Below are 18587 nucleotides of genomic sequence, written 5' to 3'. Positions count from 1 at the left end.
CCCGGATCTCCGCAATTATCCCAACCTTTAATCGCGCACACCTTCTTCCTAGGGCTGTCGATTCTATTCTCAGCCAGACCCTTCCCCCTCATTCTGTGATTATCGTGGATGACGGTTCCACTGATGGTACAGAAAAGCTTATAAAAAAGAACTATCCCGAGATCAAATATTTGAAACAAGATAACCTCGGTGTCAGTGCTGCCAGGAATGCCGGCATAACTGCCACATCATGTGAATGGTTAGCATTTCTTGATTCCGATGACGAATGGCTTCCCGAAAAACTGGCTCGACAAATGGAGGTTTTGAATTTGGCACCAGCCATGAAAATCTGCCACAGTGATGAAATTTGGATTAGAAATGGTAAGCGGGTGAACCCCTTGAAAAAGCATTCCAAGTCCGGCGGCTGGATGTTTAAAAAGGCCCTACCTATCTGCTGCATTTCACCTTCAAGTGCTATGATTCACAGATCTGTTTTTGATAATGTGGGACTTTTTGAAGAATCTCTCCCTGCCTGTGAAGATTATGATCTGTGGCTTCGCGTCACCTCAAGTTATCCGGTGCTCTATATCTCTGAAAAACTGGTTGTAAAGCATGGCGGTCACCAGAATCAGCTGTCGGAAAAATATTGGGGAATGGACCGGTTCCGTATTCAGGCTCTGGAAAATATCATCCTGTCTGGCAATCTGAGTGATGAGAATCTCAATGATGCCAAACAAATGTTGCAAGAAAAGACAAAAATTTTCTCCAACGGTGCTCGAAAACGTGGGCGGACGGCGGAAGCTGAAAAGTGTGAACAAAGAATGGAAGCCATTCTCGGTTGAACGGTAGGATCAACACGGTGGTGGCGCTGCCCGGTGAGGCGCAACCAATCATTGAGAGGTTCCATCTTTCACCTTTCAAGCATTCTCCTTTTAAAACATTCCGAAACACTAAGAAAGAGCGCTGGCTTGTTATCTCCGGTGTAGGAAAGGATTCATCGGAACAGGCTTGTGCACATTTAGCGGAAGTTTCATCAACCAACGCGAGCACCGCTTGGCTCAATGTGGGTGTTGGGGGTCACAAGTCTCTACCCATAGGCACCTTATTAGCTGCACATAAGATCACAGACGACAGCAGCGGACGAACGTGGTACCCACCCATAATTTTTGATCTACCGTGCAACTCATCAGAAGTCAGGACATTGAAAAGTGAATCTCACAACTATCCCCATGATGAAATCATCGAAATGGAAGCGGCTGGTTTCTATGAAGCAGCCTCGCACTATACATCCCATGAGCTGATTCACTGCCTGAAAGTGATATCAGACAATGAAATAAGTCCTAGGTTAAACTACAATACCGTCCCTGAACTATTGGCAGGGTGCCTTGACAAGATAGAGAATATCTCATCTCAATTGATGCAATTATCTCGCGATCAAGGTCAGCTTAAAGCACCTCATCCTGAAATGGAATCATTTCTTAAAAAGTGGGATTTCACGGCAACACAGACCCATCAGTTGAGGAATTTACTGCAACGGTGGTCTGCACTTAACGGTCATGAAAGTGGTTTCGAAACGGCTGTTAATTCTTGCCACAACTCAAGAGAAGTGGTGGCTTTACTCTCCCATAAACTCGACATTCTACAGGTTAACGCAGAAACCCTGTGATTGATACCATCTACCTGGAAGAAGCGGTCCGCACTCATCCTCGGACAGTTGAGATCCTCGATTTATTCCCCCGGGCCCGGTTGATTTCGTGTGAACGATACGGCGAAGTATTTAATCCCCGGAGTCAAAATTTTCGAATCCAGAAACAGCTACCAGCTCTCATCCTGGCTGAAAAATTCAATGGCCATGTGCTGCCGGCTCCGGAAGGGTTCGGTATTGGAGACGAACAGAATTTCTATTTCTCTCACATGCTCAACTGCCTTTACGACTGTCGCTACTGTTTCCTTCAGGGAATGTACCGATCGGCACATTATACCTTGTTCGTGAACTATGAAGTTTTTCAGGAAGCTATTGATACAACTCTAAGCAGTTTGCCGGATGATCAAAAAGCCACCTTTTTTTCGGGCTATGACTGTGACTCTCTCGCCATGGAATCGGTGACCGGCTTCGTTAAAGTATTCCTACCTTTTTTCAGAGAACGGCCTCGCGCACTTTTGGAACTGAGGACAAAAAGTGTAAGAATTAAAGAACTGGTGGAATTCGAGCCGTTCGAAAATTGCGTCATAGCATTTAGTTTTACGCCTGCAGTAATCGCAAAAAGAGTGGAGCATGGCGTCCCGCCTGTAGAGAGCCGCATCAAGGCCATGGCAAAACTGGCTGAGTTGGGATGGAATCTAGGACTGAGGCTAGATCCTCTCATTTACCATGATGGCTTTGAAAAGAGCTATGAAAAACTTGTGGCTGACATCTTCCAATCGGTGCCCTCAAAAGCCATTCATTCCGTCTCTTTGGGGCCTATGCGCTTCCCGAAAGCAATGTTCGCCCGCATTTCACAGCTCTATTCTGATGACCGCCTATTGGCGGGGCCGCTTTCACCCTCTAACGGAATGGTCAGTTACAAGCGGACACTAGAAGAAAAGATGACTGAAATATGCTGCTCCCTAATGGAAAGATATGTTCCCAAGGAGAAATTTTTCCATTGCACACCGTGGACTTAAGTTGTGGTGTAACTGGATTTTATTTTTCGTAAATCACAGCCCCGTTCACAATGGTCATCAGAACGTCCCCATCAAATAGCTTAGCCGGTTCAGTTAATCCCACATTCAGAGGATCAATGTTCAGTACTGTGATATCAGCCCACTTCCCCTTTTCGAGAGTACCCGTTACATTATCCAGAAAAGCAGCGTAGGCTGCCCACACCGTATAGCCCCGCAAGGCTTCTTCGGGGGACATATTCTGATCGGGATACCATCCAGCTGGTGGTTGGATAAACTTATCGCGACGGGTCATGGCTGCATGCAGTCCGTAGAAAATGTCATGATCTGATCCGGTCAGATCGGAGTCAAAAACGAGCCTGACACCTACTTTCCGAAGTGTTCTCCAGGCATAACCACCTTTAATTCTGTCGGGCCCAAGACGGTCTTCTGCCCAAAGTTTATCCTCTACAGCATGGGGAGGTTGCATAGAGGCGATGATGTTCATATCGGCGAATCTTTCGAAATCATCTGGATGGATGATCTGTGCGTGTTCTATGCGGTGGCGACCGCGGAGGCTTTTTGGTGACTCACTAAAAACAGACTGGAAAAAATCAAGTGTTTCTCTGATACCCGCATCCCCAATCGCATGAACCCCAACCTGAAATCCAACCTTCATAGCCTCTTCCACAATAGATTCATCAAACCCATATCCCTCTCCACTTACACCCCTATGTCCGGGCTTATCAGAATAATCTTCTAAAAGGCGAGCCCCTCGGGATCCGAGAGCTCCGTCGTAATAACCTTTTACCGAACGGGTCATTAGCATTCCATCCAAATCCTTATCAGGACCTCGGTCAATCCAGTGTCGCATTAGAGCTTCATCTCTGGCCGAGAGCATGGCGTAAACCCGTACTAAAAGATCACCGTCTCTTTCCATTTCTTCCATTGCGGTCATCTGATCCGTACCGCAGCCAGCTTCGTGAACCATCACAAATCCTGAACGGGCCATTTCCTGTAATCCTTCCTTCAACAAATCCCTTGTCTGTTGAATGGTAGGCGGGGGAACAGCATTATTGAGTAGAGCCGTGGCCCGATTGAGAACAACACCTGAAGGATTTCCCTGCTCATCCTTCAAAATTATCCCTCCGACAGGTGGTTCAGTCTCAGAGGTGATCCCTGACTTTTCGAATGCCAGTTGATTTCCCCAAATGGCAAAACCGTGCAAACTCTTTAGGATTACAGGATGGTTTGGAATTTCCTTGGATAGCAGTTCCAAGGTAGGATAGTTCGAAGCCCAGGCACCTTCATTCCATCCCCAACCAATGATCCATTCACCGGCTGGTGTTTCAGCCGCCCGTTCAGCGACTAAACGGATAGCTTCCTCTTCCGTCTCAACACCAAATAAGTCAACTCGTGTTAGACGAGCCCCCAGTCCAGCTACATGGGTGTGAGAATCAACAAGGCCAGGAAGTACTGTAGCACCTTGGAGGTCAATCAAACGTGTGTTCACACCCGTGAATCTTTTCAACTGGTCAGCTGACCCGACAAATAGAATGTCGCCACCCTTTATTGCAACAGCTTCAGCGTCCGCATACCAACGACCGTTTTCGAATGGAGCCCTGCGGGCGGGATTACCATCCCTGTCAGGATCGGGCCAAGAAAAAGTGTAGACATTACCGTTTAGAAGAATCAAGTCAGCGTAGCGACTGTCTTTCTCACATGAGAACGTCGTTCCGACAAACACAATCGTCAAAATCAAAAGGGGAAGTTTTCTGATTCTCATTCGTATTAACTATTGGAAGTAATCAAAAACGTAATTCTTAATCTACGGAAGGAATTCACTATTTATCCCCTAGTTGAGAAATCTTGAAGCGATCCAAAGTGGATGGAACATGCTCCCGCTTCATGATTGTTTCAATCTTTTCAACAACATCGTGATGCCTGGCTGCTATGTTGAACTGTTCCTGAATATCAGTTTCTAAATCATACAGTTCAATTTCCAGGTTACCGTCAAAAATATTCTTTCGCATTCCTTTCCATTTTCCCATACGGACCGCCTGCTGCCCATTATACTCAGGAAACTCCCAATAAAGATATTCATGTTCCTCCGCCTGAGGCTTGTTCAGCAATGCAGGTAAAAAGCTGATGCCATCAGATTGGCCGGGTATGGGCTGGCCAACTACCTCACACAAAGTGGGCATTACATCATAAAAGGCAGATAGGTGGTTTGAGGTGGTTCCAGGGGTGATGCGGCCTGGCCAACTGGCGATCATAGGAACTCGAATCCCGCCTTCGTGCAAAAACCCTTTAGCCCAACCCCGTTCTGTCTTGAAAGGCTTGGCACTATCAAAAAATGGTGTGTCCGCACCTCCGGTATAAGTGGGACCGTTGTCACTGGTAAAAATAATTAAAGTATTGTCATATATACCCAGGTCCTTCAGTTGAACTACAATATCTCCTACCTGTTCATCCAGATAAGAAATCATGGCTGCATAGGTAGCTCGTGGAGTCAAATTCGGAAAATAACTTTCACCCGTAAAAGGTTCTTCCTGACCCAATTTTTTCTGATAATAGTCTACCCATCGTTGAGGTGCTTGGAGTGGAAGATGTGGAATAGTTGAAGCATAATAAAGAAAGAAGGGGTGATCTTTATTTGTATCCATAAATTTGAGCGCTTCTTTATGCATCAGTTCCGGTGCATAATCATTTAGTGTAAAGTCGTCATAGCTGGCAGGGTTATTGGGATCAACTCCCTCTGAGAGGTTAGAATGAGGTGGCACCATTTTATTGTTTAACAGATCCCTTTCCTCATTCCTCCATAGATGCATGGGATAGTACGTGTGTGCCTGACGCTGACAGTTGTACCCATAAAAGAAGTCAAAACCCTGTTTGTTGGGTACACCCTCTGTGGTTGGGGCGCCCAAACCCCATTTCCCTACGCTTCCCGTTCGATACCCCGCTTCCTTAAGTATTTCCGCAACGGTCATTATACTATCCAGTAGGGGTCGTTGCCCTTCCAAAAAAGGGTTTTCAAACATGGCGGCGTAGTCCCAAACCTCACCTCTGTCCTTCCACTCATCATTTCCACGTATATGGGTATGTCCAGTGTGCTGGCCGGTCATAAGCACCGATCTGGAGGGTGCACAAACTGGAGAACCAGAATAATGCTGTGTAAAACGCATCCCAGTTTTTGCCAAGGCATCAATATGAGGCGTTTCAATTATTTCTTGTCCATACGCACCTAATTCTCCATAACCCAAGTCATCGGCAAGAATATAAATGATGTTGGGCCGAATTTCGTGCTTGTCACAAGAGGAAAGACAAAGTGTGGTTAGGATCAGAAAAGGGAGAAAGCTGAAGGATTTCCGGTTGAGGCTCATTTCTATTTTGTCATAACTGAATTGGTATCCCCAACTTCTTGCCGGAGTTCCAGAAGTTGCTGTCTGGAGTTTTCGATGATTTCAGCATAAGCAGGGTTACCAAAAATATTATTAATCTCGTTGGGGTCCACTTTTAAATCGTAGAATTCCCATTCGTCAATATCCTCATAAAAGTGAATGAGCTTGTATTGGTCTGTCCTAACACCATAGTGCCTCTTCACAAAATGCCAGCCATGAGGATACTCATAATAGTGGTAATACATCGCTTTTCGCCAATTTTCAGGCTGTCCACTCCGAGCCAATGCTCTAAGAGATTCACCTTGCATTTCGTTGGGTATTTGAGCGCCAGCGTAATCAAGAAAAGTAGGTGCAAAATCAAGATTGAGGACAATATCATTGGAAACCTGCCCCGGTTTGATTTCCTTTGGATATCGCATTAACAAAGGCATACTGAGCGACTCCTCATACATGAATCTCTTGTCAAACCAACCATGTTCCCCAAGATAAAAACCTTGGTCAGAAGTATAGATGACAACTGTATTTTTTGTCAAACCCTTTTCGTCTAAATAATCCAGGATTCTTCCAACACTCTCATCCACGGACAGGATAACACCGAGATAGTCTTCCATGTATCGTTGATACTTCCATTCCAACAGTGCTTTCCCTGACAAATCTGATTTGCGAAAATCGGCACTGATTGAATCATAATACGCTTCCCACACAATCTGCTGTTCAGCGTTCATCCACTCGCGGTAGGAGTCCCGTATCATTCCAGATATCTGACCACTGCCGCCACTGCCTGTTTCCCGCTCAATGTCTTCAGGGTTCAATTTCATATCCCATGTCAGAAACATGTCATCAATTCTCATATCCGACTTTTCAGCAGCGATGGATCGGGTTGAATAATCATCATAAAACGTATCTGGAAGAGGGAATATTCTGCCTTTGAAAAAACCCAAGTACTTGAGATCTGGCATCCAGTTTCGGTGAGGAGCCTTGTGATGCATGAGCATGGCAAAAGGTTTGCTGGTATCCCTGTTTTCCAATGTTTCTATTGCAAGATCAGTTATTACATTCGTTACATACCCGGTAATGTTTTTTTCACCCGATTCATCTATTATCAATGGATTATAATATTCACCCTGACCCTTGAGGATCTTCCAATGGTCAAATCCGGTAGGTTCGCTCTTAAGATGCCACTTACCAATCATGGAAGTTTCGTACCCGGCTGACCGTAAATACTTGGGAAAGGTTGCCTGAGAGCCATCAAACACTTGATTGTTATCTAAGACACCATTCAGGTGACTGTATTTTCCCGTAAGCAAAACAGCTCGGCTTGGAGCACAAATAGAATTTGTTACAAAACTGTTATTAAAGCGGATCCCTTCCTTTGCAATACGATCTATGTGAGGTGTCTCAATCAACTTGCTTCCATAGGCACTTATAGCTCTTTCGGAATGATCATCACTCATAATGAAAATGATATTCGGGGGAGTTAACTCTTTACTACAGGACAATAAACATAAGCCAATGGAGGTAACTACAATTCTGTTAAATATGAATTTCATGCTATTATTTTATTCTTTTACGTGTCAATCAATAAAACAGAGTGTGATCTGACAACCTGGGTGCCCATGATCAAGACTTATTCAATACCTGTGTTTTCGGTGACCGAGATAAAAGTGTACTAGGGCGTCCGATTTTAATCTATTTATTAAATGCTCCGTGCATATCTGAAAAGATAGATTGGTGATCCAAGAAGATCATTAATATTCGGCAATAAAAGATCGTACTCACTGACCCATTTGTTCTGCCTTAATCAAAATCGTCCCATTTTCCGCATCTTATCCCCCTAATACAGAAAGAGAACGATCCAAATGAACATATCCGCCATCGACAAAAATATGCTGACCCGTGATGTGTGAAGCACGTTCAGAAATCAGGAATACGGCCATATCCGCAATTTCTTCTGCGGTTGTCATTCGGTTACCCAGGGGAATATTTTTTTCAATCTCCCTTCGCTTTGTGTCAGGATCATCAAATGTATCTAACCATTTTTTATAAAGCGGGGTCATCACTTCTGCTGGGACGATTGCATTTACGCGGATATTATATTTTAATAGTTCGACTGCCCATTCCCTGGTCAATGCTAAATGGGCGCCTTTAGAAGCGGCATACCCAGCCGTATTCCCTTGGCCGGTAACAGCCGTTTTGGAACTCACATTAAGAATGCTTCCCTGAGATTTTTTGAGTGCCGGAAGGCAATAATGGGCCATATAATAATAGTGAAAGAGATTATTTCCCATGGAACCCAGGAATTTTTCGGGGTTACCATTTTCTAAACCAACCCCATCGTTGACCCCAGCATTATTAACTAAAGCATCAATTTGTCCATATTTATCCACCACCTGGGAGACGGCAGCTTCACAATTTTCAGCCGGCCCCAGCTCGTAAAATAACGCCAAAGCTTCATGACCCTCATTATTCAATTCTTTTTGTAGGTTTTCTCCCGTTTTTTTGGATCGTCCGATAATAACCGAGATACCTCCTTCGGCAGCCACACAGCGGGTAATTGCTTCACCAATACCTTTGGCCCCGCCGGTAATGATAATGATTTTATTTTCTATTTTTAGATCTATGGAATTCCTCTCATTTCAATTTATAGAAATCACGGGCATTCAAACCCAAAATTTCTTGTTTAGCATCCGGCTTAAGACTAGAAATATAATTAGTTACAATCCCTATTACCTCATTATAACTACCGGCTAAGAGACAAACTGGCCAATCAGAGCCTACCATAATCCTATCGACACCGAAACTTTCAAACACCACATCCAGATAAGGCGTAAAATCAGAGGGATGCCAACTATCCCATGAGGCTTCAGTGACCATGCCTGAAACTTTGCAACATACATTGGGTAATTCGGCCATTCGTTGTATATCAGCTAGCCAAGAATCAATCTTTCTTTCCTTGATGAATGGTTTCGAAATATGGTCAATGACAAAACGCTGGTTTGGGAAATCGTGCACTAGTTTCCATGCTGGCTCAAGGTGGTTGGGATAAATCAAAATATCGAAAGCCAGATCAAAGGCTGCCAATGTACTTATTCCCTGCTGAAAATCATCTCTGAGCATGAAATGGTCATCCTGCTCATCCTGGATGACATGTCGGATCCCGCACAGTTTTTTTGATTGGGAAAAATGGGCCAACGTTTCTTTCACATTCGAGTTACACAAATCTACCCACCCGACCACACCTTTAATAAAATCAAACTGATCGGCCAGATTTAACAAGAATGTTGTTTCTTCTTCTGTTTGTCGCGCCTGGACAGCAACACATCCATCAAACGCGTTGTTTTTCAGTAAGCGTCCTAATTGCGGTGGAAGAAAATCATTCTTTAGTCGCGCCATACGTCCATCAATCCAATCATATTGAACAGGGTCATAGTGCCAAAAATGCTGATGGGAATCAATTTTCATGAGGTATACTTCTGCCTGCATCGCCAAATCTTATCAATTTCATTATGTATTTAGGTTAATAGATCCACCATCAATAGGATAATCAACGCCTGTAATGAAAGCTGCTTCGTTTGAACAAAGAAAAAGTGCGAGGCTGGCAACTTCTTCCGGTCGACCCATTCGGCCGATGGGCTGAGTTTTTTCTAGCTTTTTAAACATTTCTTCCTCTTTTCCTGGATAATTCTTTTTCAAGAACCCATCAACAAAAGGGGTATGAATTCTCGCCGGTGAAATACTATTGCATCGGATATTATCGGAAAGATAATCCTTTGCCACCGATAATGTCATGCTCACCACAGCACCCTTACTCATGGAATAAGCAAAGCGGTCAGGAAGCCCCACCGAAGCCGCAATCGATGCCAGATTGAGGATTACACCACCGCCATTTGATTTCATGATGGGTATACAGGCATGCAAACAATTATAAATACCTTTCACATTCACAGCGTAAACTTGGTCAAAGTCTTTTTCTGAAGTATTCTCCGCATTGCCGATATTGGCAATACCCGCATTATTCACCAGGATATCAATTGGGTGATCTTTGGCGATAATCTGAAACACTGTCATTACATTTTTCTGTTTACTTACATCGCAGATATGAAAAGTTGCTTTGTACTTTTCTGCTTCAAGTGCTTGGATGACCGATTTCCCTTGCTCTTCTACCAGATCCAAAATATGAACACAGGCACCATTTTCGGCTAAGGTCCTTGCAATACTGTTTCCAATACCGCTGTTTCCACCGGTAATTACCGCGTGTTTTCCTGAAAGATCAAATTGACGCAATGAAATCCCCTTCAATCATTAGTTTGCCAAAAATGTGACACCACTGTTTTCCTGCCTGTCTTTCCAGACCGATCCATTTGGATAAATATGATTCTCAATGAATTCATGATCCATTTCTAAACCCCAGCCCGGGTTTGATGGTAATACATAGGCACCGTTAGATATTTCAACCGGATTTTCAAAAACATCTTCCTGTAAAAAATCAATATATTCGACTAACTGGGTGTTAGAGTGACCGGCGACACAAATTTGGTCCCAAATTGCAAAATGACGGATCATATTACATAAGCCAATACCACCGCCATGTGGACAAACCGGCACATTGTATTTTGCTGCCAAGAGAATGACTGCCATCACATCGTTTACACCTCCAATGCGACAGGCATCAATTTGTGCATATTGTATTGCACTGCTGCTGAGCATCTGCTTGAAAATGACGGGAGATTGAATTTGTTCTCCCGCTGCGACGTGAATCCCCAGTGGATTGAGCGCTTTTGAAATTTTATCAAAACCCAATACATCATCTCGACTGGTGGGTTCTTCGATCCAGGTAATATCAAAATGAGCCAGTTCACGCATATAAGCAATAGTTTCATCTACACCCCAGAATTGATTGGCATCCAGCATCAGGTTTGAATCGGGTCCAATCGCTTCTCTTATAAATTGGAATCTGGCTTTATCAAATTCTAAATCCTGGCCAATTTTGAGTTTAAAAGAATCAAAACCATCGCTTTTCATTTGATTTATTTTCTCGAGGATTTGTTGATCGGAAAGCCCCAACCACCCGGCAGTCGAATAGGCTTTAACACCAGTCTCTAAAAGTTTTTTTTCAGCACTGGTCTTCTGCGATTGATTCTTTTCCAGTATTTCCCGGGCTTCCTGTTTGGATAATGCATCCTCCAAGTGACGCCAATCAATGCAATCGATCACCTTATCAGGCGACAAGTCAACCAGCAATTTCCATAAGGGTTTCTCCTCATCCTTGGCCCATAGATCCCACATGGCATTTAACACACCACCCATCGCCATCCTGTACACACCGTCCCCCAGCCACCGGAGTTGGTGGTGATTAAGGATTGTTTGATATAGTTCTCCCGGATTCTCCTTAAAGCTATCGAGGGTTATACTCTGGACCAGAGGGGTTAACTGTTTTATGCCATAAGTGATCCAATCATTGCCGGCACCAATGGTAAACACAACCGATACACCGCTCTTACCCGAACTACTTTTTATGGTGGTTAAAACGGCTGAATAATCTGGTTTTTTATGAAAAGGATCCGAACCCAATAATTCGTCGGAGGTTGGAACGCGAAGATCTCGGGGGTTTATAGCAGTAATGTGAGTAACGCTCATAAATTCCTTATACCGGTGTTACCCCTTTCTTGAGAATAATATTGCCGTATTTCGCCAATTCTCCCGAGACAACAATGGCAAATGCATTTTTGGCTCGCTCATAAAAAGTAAAGCGGTCAATACGTTTTATGGCCGGTGCTCCAGAGACATACTTTTTTATCGGGATTAAATAAGCTTCCTCCACAGTCGGATCCAGCGTATCACCTGAAACCGCTCCCATCATGACAATTGGGTCATCCACATAATCATCAATTTCTAACAATGGTAGGATGCCCATTAATAAGTCCTGAATTTTCACGCCATCGGCCCTCAAGATATTGTCATTTAATGAATCACCCGGGAAATGTGCGTCAGCCAAAACGATTTCATCCCCATGGCCCATCCGGTGAAGAGTGTGAAGCAAATCCGGTGAAACGAATGGTGATATACCTTTTAGCATATTATTTCCGTTTTAGTTTACGGTAGTTTCCTGGCCGTATTCCAGCCGAAAAATCCTATAACTAGAAAACAAATAACAGGTAAACAAAAGCTGACCCGGGTACTGGACAACATTAATTCCCCCATGGAAAAGGATGACATATCCATAATAGCCCCTTGCAGAGGCGGCATAAGAGAACCGCCGCCGATGGCCAGAATTAATCCTGCAGAACCAATTTTAGCATCCTCCCCTAATCCTTTGAGGGCGATGCCGTATATGGTTGGAAACATCAAGGACATGCAGGCCGAAACAGCAACTAATGAATATAACCCCATCATGCCAGAAATAAATATGGTGCCTAAAGTAAACACCCCGCCGCCCAAGGCCAGGCCCATTAATAATTGCCCGGGGTTTATATATTTTAAAAGGTAAGTACAAATAAACCGGCTGCTGACAAAAATGACCATGGCAATCATGTTATACGATTGCGCCTCTGCCTTGGTCATTCCAAGTTCATTCACACCGTAATGAATTATAAATGTCCAACACATGATTTGAGCCCCGACGTAAAAAGCCTGAGCAACTACCCCTTCTAAATAAAGCCTGTTAGAAAATAAGCGTTTCAGCGTTGGTCTGAGATTGAGTTTGTCCACATTCTCATTTCTTGAACCTGGCAATTTTGTAATAGCGAAAATGACAAAGACAAAAGCGACAACAATCCCCAACATCAAGTAAGGTCCAATAATCACATTCAGGTCACTTTGTTGAATTTGGGTAAATAAACCGGGATCATTTTGCGCTAATTCCCACCTCCCCGCTTCCGAAGTAGAATTTAATCGAGCCAAAATAAATTCTTTGGCAATAAACATTCCCATCAAAGATCCCAAAGGATTAAAGGCCTGGGCAAGGTTCAATCTTTGTGTAGCAGTGGCTTCATTGCCCATAGACAGGATGTAGGGGTTTGCGCTCGTTTCTAAAAATGATAAGCCACAAGTCATGACAAAATATGAGAAGAGGAAAGCCTCGAAAACCATCATTTTTCCAGAGGGTATAAACATAAGACATCCAATTGAATAAAGGGCCAAACCCATTAGAATCGCCTGCTTATAATTAAATCGCCAGATGAAAATCGCGGCAGGGATTGCCATAAAACAATATCCGCCATAGAAGGCACATTGTACCAAGGCACTTTCAAAATTACTGACTAACAATATGTTTTTAAATGCCGCTACCATAGGATTGGTAATATCATTGGCAAATCCCCAAAGGGGGAAAAGTAATCCTACAAGAACAAATGGGATTAAATACGGTTTTGTTACGACCTGCTTTGAATCAGATAAAGACTTGTTCATATTGTTTTAAGGTTTATCCCTTCCCAGCCCAGCCAACCTATTTCATTTTATTTTACAACAATTTCATCCACAAAAACCCATGCTTTGCCACCAGCACCCGGGTGCCAGTCTGGACAAATCGTGACATTTTTTGCTTTAACCTTGACGAAACGTGCTTTTTCTTGAGAAAAAACATGTGAAAAATCTATTACCTCATGACCCGGACTGATTTCTGTTTTATGCAGCACCCGTTTTACCGAACTGTAATCAAATCCATCTGTGGAAATCTCAAATTCCACTTCAGTTGGAAAAAATATCCAGGCTGACTGATTTTGCAAAAAACTGATACTAATTTCACTTATGACAGTAGTTTCACCAAGATCAATGATTGCCTCAAAATCGACACCTTCATAACCCTGCCAGTTACCATCATGGAAATCAATAGTTCCTCTTATACCATTCACAACACCATTATCCCCACCAGCTGAATATTTTGTGCTATATTGATTATTAATAGTAACGGGTCTGTTAACAGCCTTATGAGATACTTCCAGAAAAGAGGGAGGTCTTGCAGGATCTAATCGTCCTATTGGCCGTACACCTGTACCAATTGTTCCGGTAAGTTTATCTCCCAATTCTTCACGCGCTTTCTGACCCAATACCTGTAATGTTTTAACAACGTCAGGATACATTCCCGAGACATCTTCTAACTCAGACATATCATTATCAAGATCATATAATTCAAGTTTGCTCTTACCTACTGCATATTTTCCTAAAACACCTTTGTAAATGCCGGGGTAACCACCCTGTCCCGGTTCAATACCCTCATAAGATCGATATGAGTGGGGGAAAAAGAGTTTCATTTTACCCTGCCTTACAGCAATGAGTTCACCCCCATAATAGTAATAATATTCCTTTCGGGGAGTAGCACAAGTATCACCCTCGAGAATCGATTGAATATTCACTCCATCTATGGGTCTTGCAGGCAAAGCTGCACCAGTAATGGATGCAATTGTAGGCAAAATATCAATCGTCGCAGCTAGCTGATGAGAAACAGAACCTGCAGGAATACGACCGGGCCAGCGCATAATACATGGTACCCTTGATCCACCCTCCCACATAGTCCCTTTACCTTCACGAAGCGGAAATGCGGACCCAGCATGATTACCATAATTAAGCCAGGGTCCATTATCACTGGTAAAAATGACCAGTGTATTGTCATCCAGATCATTGTCTGACAGCGCATTAAGAATTTCACCTAATGACCAATCGATTTCCATGATCACATCCCCATACATGCCCTGCTCGCTTTTACTTCTAAATTTATCTGAAACACCCAGAGGAACGTGGGGCATGGAATGTGGTAAATAGAGAAAGAAAGGGGTATCTCTATTTCTTTTAATAAAATCAACCGCCCGCTCCGTATAACGGGTAGTTAACTGGTCTTGGTCGGCTAATGTGCGAATCTCCTCAATCTTTTCATTATCTTCAATAAGTGGTAACTGTGGGTAAAAGCTTTTAAAATGATCGGTACTGCTCACAGATGAACCGTTATAGTCTACAGGCCACATATCGTTGGAATAGGGAATGCCTAGATATTCATCAAAACCCTGCTGCAATGGTAAAAATTTCTTATGATGACCCAAATGCCATTTGCCAAATATCCCTGTAACATATCCTATGGATTTCAGAATTTCAGCAATAGTCTCTTCCGCAGGATTCAGGCCGACACGGGCAGTATGATTGTAGGCGCCTTGAACTCCCACTCTTTGGGCATAACATCCTGTTAAGAGTGAGGCACGAGAGGCACTGCACACAGCTTGAGAAACCTGAAAATCCGTAAAACGAATTCCCTCACTGGCTAGACGATCTAAATTGGGCGTTTGAAAGCCCTGTGCTCCATATACACCTATGTCTGCATAACCCTGATCATCGGAAAAAATAATGACAATATTTGGAGGCCGATCCTTCACTTTTCCGCATGATGCGAGAAAGAAAAATCCGGTGAATAGAAGCGTGAGTCTGGACTGGGATTTCAGTTGGAGCCTAAGTTAACTTTTCTTTTCGCGAACTAAGACTTTCTCAGAAATCACCTGTTTCACCATGTTCGGACCTCTATAGGAAATTTTTAGTTGATTCGCGCCAGTTTTCTCAAAAAAAGTGACACGAATGGGATGATATCCTGCACTTAAAGCAATGGATCCTGTTTCCTCGTTTATTCCATGAAGACCGTCATTTTCCACAACCAGGCCACTACCGATATATAGACGACTGCCATCATCAGAATCTGTGAAAAATGAATAAATACCATCTTCAGGCAGAAGAACAAATCCCTCGAACCAAAATCCAAAGTAATCATTTTGCTTCCTGGGAGATATATCAAAATTAGGGATAAAACCTGTTGCTACAACCTCAAGCTCATTAAAATCAGGAAGTTGATCCCAAGACCCTTCATAATAACCATACTGTAATCCTTGGGTAATGCCGTGTAAATCCACACCGGGATTGGGAACAACTTTTGTATAATTAGCCTGAGTGCTTCCGCTAACCGGTTCCCCGTTCCGAAACAGTCGGGCTGATACCTGTGATGTTTTTGTCAAACTAATGGGTCCATCAACGATGGGGGATTTAATACTGGGCGTACTGCCATCTAATGTATAGTGAATTGTAATATTCTCCCTTGGTGAGACAATAGAGATATCCATTTCATTTATAAAAATATCATGTTCAGCTGAAATAATAGGCGGATCATTCACATCTGGTTTGCCGGCAATATCTATGGCGACAACACTATTGATTGGATCGGGCACTTTTTGAGGCACATTGATTACAATAGCATCTTCTTTGCGGAAAGCATCCAATTCTACGGTTGGATCGGATAGTAGAAAGGCCTGACCAGGCTGATTATATATGCCGGGAATCACCAAGCGGCCATTCTCCGGCCAGGAAAACACGTGAAGATACAAACGCGTTCCTCCTTTGACTGCTTTTTGGGTGCACCGCCCCCAAGATAAATGTTTGAAAGGGCTGGCCTGGGTCCCATAAATCGATTCACCGTTAATTTTCATCCATTGGCCCATGGCCGCAAGACGATTAATACTAGATTGGGGAAAAAGACCTTCAGCAGTAGGCCCGACATTGAGTAAAAAGTTGCCCCCCTTCGAAGCGATATCTGCCAACTTTTGGATCAGATCCTTGCTGGATTTCCAGTTATTGTTGTGCTTATTGTAGCCCCAATGATCGTTCATTGTCATGCAGGTTTCCCAGTCAATACCAGGAAGACCTGTGGGTGGAATTTCTTGTTCTGGGGTACCAAAATCACCGGCATAATTTCCCTCTTTCGTTAACCCTTGCATACCAGAACGGCCAGAATCAACTCTATTGTTGATAACAATTGAGGGTTGAAGATCCCGCACATAATCGTATAGATCCTGACCGTATTCGTGGTTCCATGTCTCCTCCCATTCACCATCAAACCAGAGTACCCCAATATCACCATAATTTTGGATCAACTCCTTAAGCTGTTTTTTCATGTGAGATATATATCGGCTAAAATCGGCACCCTCTGTTGTACGACTTTCCCAACCACGGCGGGGAAGGTAATCCGGATGATGCCAGTCCATAATGGAATGGTACCAGCATATCTTTAACCCATATTTACGACAGGCATTAGCGAGTTCGTCCATGATGTCCCGTTTAAAGGGTGTAGACATGATGTCGAAATCTGTATAGCGAGAATCGAACAGACTAAACCCATCATGATGCTTAGACGTAATAACGATGTATTTCATGCCAGCATCTTTAGCCATGCGAACCCATTCGTCCGCATCGAATTTTATGGGGTTAAACTCCTGAACGAACTTGTCGTATTCATCAATAGGTATTTGAGCGGTTGTACGGATCCACTCGGCGTGATTGGTCTCGCCTTTCCATTCCCCAGCTGGAATAGAGTAGAGCCCCCAGTGAATGAACATGCCGAATCGGGCTTCCCGCCACCATGTCATTCTCGCGTCATCCGGCGAGTAACCCTTATTGCCTTCAGCAATCCCTACCAGTAAAGTCAAAGCCAGTAGAAGAATTGATGATCGGTAAGCTTTCTTCATATTAACCAGCTGATTTAACACACCGAAATCCAGTGTGGTTCAGACCTGTATCCTGACTGGAACTCATACGCCTGGAGACACGATAACCACTACAGTAGCTGTCATTACATAAAAAAGAACCACCCCGCATCACACGTTTTGTCGCAAATGGCTCTCTGGGGTCAAGTGATGCTTCTGGTCCTGTTGGATTAATACATACATCATTTCTTGAATCCATCAGGTAGGACTCATAATGATACAAATCGGCGCACCACTCCCATACGTTGCCGGCCATATCATGCAATCCATAACCGTTTGGAATGTAGGACATGACCGGAGCACTGCCATAAAAACCATCTTTAGAGGAGTTCTTATAGGGGAACTGCCCCTGCCAAAAATTGGCTTTAGATACAGATTTAGATGCAGGTGTGTCTCCCCATGGATAAATGGGATTGTCTAATCCGCCATAGGCGGCCCATTCCCATTCGGCTTCTGTAGGAAGCCTCTTTCCGGCCCACTGGGCATATGCCACAGCATCATCCCAGGCCACATGTACTACTGGGTGGTCCATCTTATCCTTTATGCTACTGCCAGGTCCTTCTGGCTGTTTCCAATTGGCGCCGATTTTCCATTCCCACCATTGCGTCTCATCATTGAGTGGCACAGGCTCATTTGTGGCTTTGAAAACGACAGATCCAGGTTTAAAAATTTCGTCTGATGGCTTTGGCGTACCATTTGGCAGATCTTTTTTCATATCTTCCCAATCAATTTCTCTCTCAGCAATCGTGATATAGCCTGTATTTTCAACAAATCCTTTGAACTGCCTATTTGTTACTTCATGTACATCCATATAAAAGCTGTCCACCTGTACTTTATGACGTGGGAATTCATCCGGGCCGGACTGGTTGCTGTTGCCACCCATAACAAAAGTTCCAGCCGGTATAAGAGCCATTTTACCAAATTCGAGCTTGAGAGAAACTTCGTTATTACAACCCCCGAACAAGAAGAATGAAACTAAAGGAAGTATATAGGATCCAAAATTGGATATCTGAAAGCCAAAGAATGTTTTTTTATTTTTCATAACACTCTACCCATAATC

General features: G+C 43.6%; 14 protein-coding genes and 1 pseudogene. 3 read left to right on the top strand and 12 right to left on the bottom strand.

The window, feature by feature from the left end; translation table 11 throughout:
• The first annotated feature begins 5 nt into the window (after positions 1–5).
• Genes EYO21_00340 through EYO21_00330 form a run of 3 tightly spaced genes read left to right on the top strand, consistent with a single transcriptional unit; the run spans position 6 to position 2643 of the window.
• Entirely contained in the window at positions 6–821 is an 816-nt protein-coding gene (locus EYO21_00340) for a glycosyltransferase family 2 protein (protein HIB02264.1), read from the top strand.
• Positions 818–1645 (top strand): hypothetical protein, encoded by an 828-nt coding sequence (locus EYO21_00335; protein HIB02263.1) that lies wholly within the window; start codon positions 818–820, stop codon positions 1643–1645. Before EYO21_00340 ends, EYO21_00335 begins: the two co-directional genes overlap by 4 nt.
• Complete coding sequence (locus EYO21_00330; GenBank protein ID HIB02262.1) at positions 1642–2643, top strand: DNA photolyase; 1002 nt, start codon at positions 1642–1644, stop codon at positions 2641–2643. The genes EYO21_00335 and EYO21_00330 overlap by 4 nt, the downstream gene beginning before the upstream one ends.
• 19 nt (positions 2644–2662) lie before the next feature.
• Here the strand turns inward: EYO21_00330 and EYO21_00325 are convergent, their stop codons facing one another.
• The 12 genes and pseudogenes from EYO21_00325 to EYO21_00270 all read right to left on the bottom strand — a co-directional run bounded on the left by EYO21_00325 (position 2663) and on the right by EYO21_00270 (position 18569).
• Complete coding sequence (locus tag EYO21_00325; protein ID HIB02261.1) at positions 2663–4405, bottom strand: amidohydrolase; 1743 nt, start codon at positions 4403–4405, stop codon at positions 2663–2665.
• A gap of 58 nt (positions 4406–4463) precedes the next feature.
• The gene (locus tag EYO21_00320) at positions 4464–6002 is read right to left on the bottom strand and encodes an N-acetylgalactosamine-6-sulfatase (protein HIB02260.1); all 1539 of its coding nucleotides are present in this window, start codon (positions 6000–6002) and stop codon (positions 4464–4466) included.
• A gap of 2 nt (positions 6003–6004) precedes the next feature.
• On the bottom strand, positions 6005–7570 hold the full coding sequence (locus tag EYO21_00315) for a DUF4976 domain-containing protein (protein ID HIB02259.1): 1566 nt from the start codon (positions 7568–7570) through the stop codon (positions 6005–6007).
• 276 nt (positions 7571–7846) lie between these two features.
• Positions 7847–8641 carry an SDR family oxidoreductase gene (locus EYO21_00310; GenBank protein HIB02258.1) on the bottom strand — a complete coding sequence of 265 codons (795 nt, stop codon included), beginning with the start codon at positions 8639–8641 and terminating at the stop codon, positions 7847–7849.
• Positions 8642–8651: 10 nt separating this feature from the next.
• The gene (locus EYO21_00305) at positions 8652–9482 is read right to left on the bottom strand and encodes an amidohydrolase (GenBank protein ID HIB02257.1); all 831 of its coding nucleotides are present in this window, start codon (positions 9480–9482) and stop codon (positions 8652–8654) included.
• Positions 9483–9524: 42 nt separating this feature from the next.
• A complete protein-coding gene (locus tag EYO21_00300) occupies positions 9525–10304 on the bottom strand; it encodes a glucose 1-dehydrogenase (GenBank protein ID HIB02256.1) in 780 nt (259 codons plus the stop codon).
• An 18-nt stretch (positions 10305–10322) separates the two neighbouring features.
• Positions 10323–11657: a mandelate racemase/muconate lactonizing enzyme domain-containing protein gene (locus tag EYO21_00295; GenBank protein HIB02255.1), complete on the bottom strand. Its 1335-nt coding sequence runs from the start codon at positions 11655–11657 to the stop codon at positions 10323–10325.
• A 7-nt stretch (positions 11658–11664) separates the two neighbouring features.
• On the bottom strand, positions 11665–12096 hold the full coding sequence (gene fucU / locus EYO21_00290; protein ID HIB02254.1) for an L-fucose mutarotase: 432 nt from the start codon (positions 12094–12096) through the stop codon (positions 11665–11667).
• 17 nt (positions 12097–12113) lie between these two features.
• Entirely contained in the window at positions 12114–13427 is a 1314-nt protein-coding gene (fucP, locus tag EYO21_00285) for an L-fucose:H+ symporter permease (protein HIB02253.1), read from the bottom strand.
• A 596-nt stretch (positions 13428–14023) separates the two neighbouring features.
• Positions 14024–15445: pseudogene (locus EYO21_00280) on the bottom strand (arylsulfatase).
• Positions 15446–15457: 12 nt separating this feature from the next.
• On the bottom strand, positions 15458–17509 hold the full coding sequence (locus EYO21_00275; protein HIB02252.1) for a hypothetical protein: 2052 nt from the start codon (positions 17507–17509) through the stop codon (positions 15458–15460).
• Position 17510: 1 nt separating this feature from the next.
• Positions 17511–18569 carry a formylglycine-generating enzyme family protein gene (locus EYO21_00270; GenBank protein ID HIB02251.1) on the bottom strand — a complete coding sequence of 353 codons (1059 nt, stop codon included), beginning with the start codon at positions 18567–18569 and terminating at the stop codon, positions 17511–17513.
• Positions 18570–18587 lie beyond the last annotated feature (18 nt).

The organism is Candidatus Neomarinimicrobiota bacterium (assembly GCA_012964825.1).
Taxonomy (GTDB): Bacteria; Fidelibacterota; Marinisomatia; order Marinisomatales; family S15-B10; genus UBA2125.
Note: the sequence above shows the minus strand (reverse complement) of the source record. Positions and strands in the feature narration are given on the sequence as shown.

What these genes read in the sequence shown, in the direction of transcription:
- EYO21_00325 (HIB02261.1), bottom strand. Translation starts at nt 4,405, where the DNA reads ATGAGAATCAGAAAACTTCCCCTTTTGATTTTGACGATTGTGTTTGTC.
- EYO21_00320 (HIB02260.1), bottom strand. Translation starts at nt 6,002, where the DNA reads ATGAGCCTCAACCGGAAATCCTTCAGCTTTCTCCCTTTTCTGATCCTA.
- EYO21_00315 (HIB02259.1), bottom strand. Translation starts at nt 7,570, where the DNA reads ATGAAATTCATATTTAACAGAATTGTAGTTACCTCCATTGGCTTATGT.
- EYO21_00305 (HIB02257.1), bottom strand. Translation starts at nt 9,482, where the DNA reads ATGAAAATTGATTCCCATCAGCATTTTTGGCACTATGACCCTGTTCAA.
- EYO21_00295 (HIB02255.1), bottom strand. Translation starts at nt 11,657, where the DNA reads ATGAGCGTTACTCACATTACTGCTATAAACCCCCGAGATCTTCGCGTT.
- fucU (HIB02254.1), bottom strand. Translation starts at nt 12,096, where the DNA reads ATGCTAAAAGGTATATCACCATTCGTTTCACCGGATTTGCTTCACACT.
- fucP (HIB02253.1), bottom strand. Translation starts at nt 13,427, where the DNA reads ATGAACAAGTCTTTATCTGATTCAAAGCAGGTCGTAACAAAACCGTAT.
- EYO21_00275 (HIB02252.1), bottom strand. Translation starts at nt 17,509, where the DNA reads ATGAAGAAAGCTTACCGATCATCAATTCTTCTACTGGCTTTGACTTTA.
- EYO21_00270 (HIB02251.1), bottom strand. Translation starts at nt 18,569, where the DNA reads ATGAAAAATAAAAAAACATTCTTTGGCTTTCAGATATCCAATTTTGGA.